Below are 4,402 nucleotides of genomic sequence, written 5' to 3'. Positions count from 1 at the left end.
GGACCTTATTAAATTAACTCGGCTAAGGGGGGCTTTTTAAAGTGGTGAAGAGGGGTCAATTTGAAGCGGTTTATCCAATTACAGTTTCAACTGAAGAGATTGATGACCTTAAGAATTCTATTCCCAACAATCGCTTTGCCAATAATAACGAAAAATTTTATCCAAAACTTCAAAGGTTATTAAAAGATAAAGTTAGAGAGCATATACAAAATCCCATAACATATAACATACTATCTGATAAAGGAAGCGATTCTGGAGAAATGATATTAAGATATATAGAAAATGCTGGAATGATAAACACAAGAATAATAGATGCTTTTAATAGATTAAACAACAACTAAATATATGGAAAAAGGTCACGACCCAAGATAATTTATAAGAGGAATTCAACAAATTCTTTTGAACTATGCAAACTATTGCTAAAGAGGGAATAAAATATGGAGTTAAATTATTATTAATAACTCAAAGACCCTCTGAACTAGATGAAACTATTTTAAGTCAATTTGGAACGTTGATAGCGTTGAGAATGACAAATGTAAAAGACAGAGGGCATGTTGGTAGCGTAATGCCAAATAGATTCAAACGATTTGGTTTCTCTGTTATTAAGCTTAAGAACTGGAGAGGGATTAATCATAGGAGAAGTCATTAAGAATCCTTCACGATTCAAATTTGATAAATAGCATATGCACCTAAAGGTCGTGATCCTTTGGTATCTGAGAGGTGGATACTTGAAAAACCTGATTCAAAGGAATATGAAGAATTAATTTTAAGATTGAAAAATAGAAAATTTAATTAACATAAAAACAAAGAAAAAATGGAAATCGAAAAACAGTATGTGTCATCATCAAACGTTGAAGCAATTGGATATCATGAAGAATCCGAAACATTGAGGGTATGGTTTTTAAATGGAACCACTTATGATTATTCTGGGGTGGGTCGTATGGAGTTTGAAGCATTGAGAGATGCTCCTTCTGTAGGCTCTTATTTAGCAAGGAATATTAAAGGGGCATATCCGTATGAAAAATCAGAGTAAATATCGTTTTTATTAAAAAAAGCTTTAGCAAAAGAAATCAGATAATGCAAAGAAATCGATCTCTATTCCGAAGCAAAGCCACGCTATTATCAGCTCATCCCCAACAAAAAAGATGGGCTGATACTTCTTGCCCTGTATCAAAAACACCAAAAGCAAGAATTTACGGAAGGGCAGATCATATAAGTCATCACCAAAGTGCTCAGCGATTTGGATGGGCCAAACCAACGGTATACGATTGGTAACCCACATTGCAAAATCCAAAAGGGCCAGCCCATCTTGCCGCGAAATTTTCCTTTTAACGCTGCATAGTCTATGCCCAGTCTCTTCAGGATATAAAAAGGATAGCTGCAGTAGCTATAATAGCTGAAAAGTATTTTTTATTATTTGGTTATTCAGCACTCGGCCATGCGCACAGCATTACTATTCATCCAGGCGGAGAAGCGGAAGATTCCTTGGAAAACAGCTATTAAAAACATTTCAGAAAGGTTCCGAATAGGTTAGATAAGGATTTACGGATCAATCCACTGGTTTTTCATTGGTCTCATTCGTGAGTTGAAACGATGCCCTTTTAGTGCAAGACTTTCTTTTCTAAAAAGATTTTTCAAATTCATCCTTGCTCACTTTTTCTCCGTTAAGATAATAACTCGTAAAAACAAGGGAACCATCTGGTTTATACATGTGCCCAATGCCATGTTTCTTTCCACCTTTAAATACAAAATCCATCGTTTTGTTGCCCATTGCATACATAGTGGTTAAACCATCTTGCTTATCTGCTTTATAATTAATTTCTGAAACTGGCTTCCCGTCCAAACCGTAAGTTTTACTCATGCCATCTCTCAAGCCATCTTTATATTCAGTTTCAGAAAGCACTTTGCCACTGCTGTAGCTTAATTGCTTGCCATCTTTTTTGTCTTTTTTATATTCAGATTTATTGTTGAGTTGCCCGTTGCTGTACATTTCACTTAAACCATCCTGCTTTCCATCCTTGTATTCCTGGCGAAGCCAAACCTTTCCATCATGGTCGTAATTCTCTTTTAAACCATTACGAACGCCACGTTTATAAACGAGCTTGCATTCTAAATGTCCACCATTGGTGTACCAAAAAGCATCACCAGTAATCATTCCGTTTTTGATTGTGTAAAGGGCGTAACTTTTTTCATCCAAAGGGATTTTATATTTGCCATTCAGGTTTTTTCCGTTTAAACTTAACGTCAAATCGCTACTATCTGCGTTGTAAGTTTTAAGCAAATGTTTCCATTGTATTTCTTCAGGAATTTGTGCGTAAGTAAAGGTTGACGTCAACATCAGCAATAGTACTGCGGTTATTTTAGCTATTTCTTTCATAAGTGATATAGTTTCGTTAATTGGCTTGATGTAGTAATTTAAAGGTAAACAATAACAAAATATAGTTCACGAGGCTTTTCTTATTCGTTAAGTTTTAGCTATCATCCATAATAATCTATGATTATTCGTTCATTATGAAATTAATTGCAAGGAATTAAAATCAGTAAACTAAGCTAAGTGTTTTAAGCGCATTTATTGAGATTGATAATACGCTAACGATGTGCGTTCTCTGAACAAATTTTTATCTATTTTTAAAACTTCATCTAACTGTTTAGAAACAGTGTAAAGCCTAACTTTAGCTTCGCCAAACAAATTCAGATAGTGTTCAAAAACTTTTTTCATCGCTATTGGATTTTGCTCATCCCAGGCGAGTACCACATCGTCTCCAACATCTTCAGGGTCGCAAAGCGAGTAGTTTCTCATCATCCTCCACTCGTTGGTTTTACTATTTTCTAAATAAATTATACTTTAAATACTCTTTAGGTGCTAATTTTCTTAAGCCTGTAAAACTGTGCTTTTCGCCTATAATTACGCCTTTATTATACGCTTTATCAGAAATTTTAATGATTTTATGATCGATGTAAATAAAGTAATAACTATGATCAAAAGTTTGGTAACTTTTAACTCTTGAAACCATTCCGCTGATGGTCATTTTATTCAGGCCAACAACATGTTCATAAACCTCTACTTTGTTTGGAGATATAGATTGTATTGGGTTGACAAACGAGAGCAATGTGAAAATCAGAATTTTGTACATCATATAATTTAAATATTTGTTTAAAAAGCTATTGGAGGACTTCGCAAACCTTAGGAGTTCTCCTAAATTGCATATTATTTACTTATTTTTTCTTCTGGCTTTCTACAGCAAAAATATAATAAAGTCAGAAATAAATATTCCAGGAGTTTCATCAATCGGTATACCAAGTTAGAACTTTCTGGCGTCATAATCTTTTTAGATAATAGATAGCCGTATTTATTCCACCGTAGCGCAGAAATCTTCGAACTTTTTGAGCCTGGTTCAAAGATTTCTTCAGGCTCCAGTCGAAAGGACGAGTTGTTATTTTAATTTTTGAAGGAAAGAATTTCATTCTTGCTTTACTCAAACCTATGGTCTTTCAGTCTATAATGGTTTAGCTTTTTTATAGTTGTGATTGTATTCGTACGTAATTGATTAGTAAAAGCAAAATCAAACTACCCAAAATATAGCTTTCCGTTTTGTTTACTTTTTTTAAATCGTATTTTCTTATACAGACCCTGTCTATAATGATGATGATCATTGGTAAGGGTAACCAAAGTAGATTTACCCAACCTTGCAACTGTTGGTTCATTCCATTTTGATTAATCATGATTACTGAAGACACGATTAGGCCCAATAATGCCATTAAACCTAATATAAAAAATGGGGTGATTTTTGTTTTTCTTATCTTAAACACTGATTCTTTTTAAGTTATATTTTTTAACATCATATTGGCCAGGTAGCTATGCTACAATAAATAAAACAGTTCAATACACCTAACTTTCTATAATTTTCCTTAGCGCTTCTTGCTCAAATTCTAACAAACTTATATTAAGCGTAACCGTTGTCTGTTGATCCAAACTGCAAGCTTCACTTTTTTCAAGGCATTTTATTTCGAGTACATCTAAATAAGCCATTAATTGGGTTCCGCTTTGCGATTTAGCCTTTAGGATAGAAATTAAATGCCATAAACGCTGGTTTTGCGCATAATTGCTTTGTAGGATATCGAGTTTACGTTTCAGCTTGATGCAATCGAAGTTTGCTTTTTCTAAGCGCTTTTCCATTTTTTTAAGCATGGCTGTATTTGTCTGGCCGGCTTTAAGATTTATGGCTGCGGTAGCCGCAATTACAGGCTCATCCGTCAGCAACAGTTCTATTTGTGAAAGGGTAGCCAGCTGGCTGCTATTTAAATTTCGTATGCCCAGTTCATATTGGATAAACCGCTTCAAATTGACCCCTCTTCACCACTTTAAAAAGCCCCCCTTAGCCGAGTTAATTTAATAAGGTCC

At 34.4% G+C, this 4,402-nt stretch carries 8 protein-coding genes; 3 read left to right on the top strand and 5 right to left on the bottom strand.

The window, feature by feature from the left end; genetic code table 11:
* Nucleotides 1–41 precede the first annotated feature (41 nt).
* From GJU39_RS23050 to GJU39_RS23040, 3 genes are all read left to right on the top strand, one after another.
* The gene (locus GJU39_RS23050; RefSeq protein ID WP_154283341.1) at nucleotides 42–341 is read left to right on the top strand and encodes a hypothetical protein; all 300 of its coding nucleotides are present in this window, start codon (nucleotides 42–44) and stop codon (nucleotides 339–341) included.
* 65 nt (nucleotides 342–406) lie between these two features.
* On the top strand, nucleotides 407–649 hold the full coding sequence (locus tag GJU39_RS23045) for an ATP-binding protein (RefSeq protein ID WP_154283340.1): 243 nt from the start codon (nucleotides 407–409) through the stop codon (nucleotides 647–649).
* A gap of 165 nt (nucleotides 650–814) precedes the next feature.
* Nucleotides 815–1,033, top strand: coding sequence for a KTSC domain-containing protein (locus tag GJU39_RS23040; RefSeq protein WP_154283339.1), 219 nt, complete (start codon nucleotides 815–817; stop codon nucleotides 1,031–1,033).
* Between the two features lie 588 nt (nucleotides 1,034–1,621).
* Here the strand turns inward: GJU39_RS23040 and GJU39_RS23035 are convergent.
* From GJU39_RS23035 to GJU39_RS23020, 5 genes are all read right to left on the bottom strand, one after another.
* Nucleotides 1,622–2,377 carry a toxin-antitoxin system YwqK family antitoxin gene (locus GJU39_RS23035; RefSeq protein WP_154283338.1) on the bottom strand — a complete coding sequence of 252 codons (756 nt, stop codon included), beginning with the start codon at nucleotides 2,375–2,377 and terminating at the stop codon, nucleotides 1,622–1,624.
* Nucleotides 2,378–2,569: 192 nt separating this feature from the next.
* Nucleotides 2,570–2,803, bottom strand: coding sequence for a hypothetical protein (locus GJU39_RS23030; protein WP_154283337.1), 234 nt, complete (start codon nucleotides 2,801–2,803; stop codon nucleotides 2,570–2,572).
* Nucleotides 2,804–2,822: 19 nt separating this feature from the next.
* Nucleotides 2,823–3,137, bottom strand: coding sequence for a hypothetical protein (locus GJU39_RS23025; RefSeq protein WP_154283336.1), 315 nt, complete (start codon nucleotides 3,135–3,137; stop codon nucleotides 2,823–2,825).
* A gap of 71 nt (nucleotides 3,138–3,208) precedes the next feature.
* Nucleotides 3,209–3,373, bottom strand: a complete 165-nt coding sequence (locus tag GJU39_RS24370; protein ID WP_407946901.1) for a DUF6688 family protein — start codon at nucleotides 3,371–3,373, stop codon at nucleotides 3,209–3,211.
* 516 nt (nucleotides 3,374–3,889) lie between these two features.
* Nucleotides 3,890–4,342: a hypothetical protein gene (locus GJU39_RS23020; protein WP_154283335.1), complete on the bottom strand. Its 453-nt coding sequence runs from the start codon at nucleotides 4,340–4,342 to the stop codon at nucleotides 3,890–3,892.
* Between the last annotated feature and the right edge of the window lie 60 nt (nucleotides 4,343–4,402).

The organism is Pedobacter petrophilus, from assembly GCF_009674725.1.
Lineage (GTDB): Bacteria > Bacteroidota > Bacteroidia > Sphingobacteriales > Sphingobacteriaceae > Pedobacter > Pedobacter petrophilus.
The sequence above is the reverse complement of the archived record's forward strand: the minus strand, read 5'-3'. Positions and strand labels throughout refer to the sequence as shown.

Bases quoted from the DNA above. Each gene is read 5' to 3' on its own strand.
- GJU39_RS23025 (WP_154283336.1), bottom strand. From the start codon at position 3,137: ATGATGTACAAAATTCTGATTTTCACATTGCTCTCGTTTGTCAACCCA.
- GJU39_RS23040 (WP_154283339.1), top strand. From the start codon at position 815: ATGGAAATCGAAAAACAGTATGTGTCATCATCAAACGTTGAAGCAATT.
- GJU39_RS23030 (WP_154283337.1), bottom strand. From the start codon at position 2,803: ATGATGAGAAACTACTCGCTTTGCGACCCTGAAGATGTTGGAGACGAT.
- GJU39_RS23045 (WP_154283340.1), top strand. From the start codon at position 407: ATGCAAACTATTGCTAAAGAGGGAATAAAATATGGAGTTAAATTATTA.
- GJU39_RS23035 (WP_154283338.1), bottom strand. From the start codon at position 2,377: ATGAAAGAAATAGCTAAAATAACCGCAGTACTATTGCTGATGTTGACG.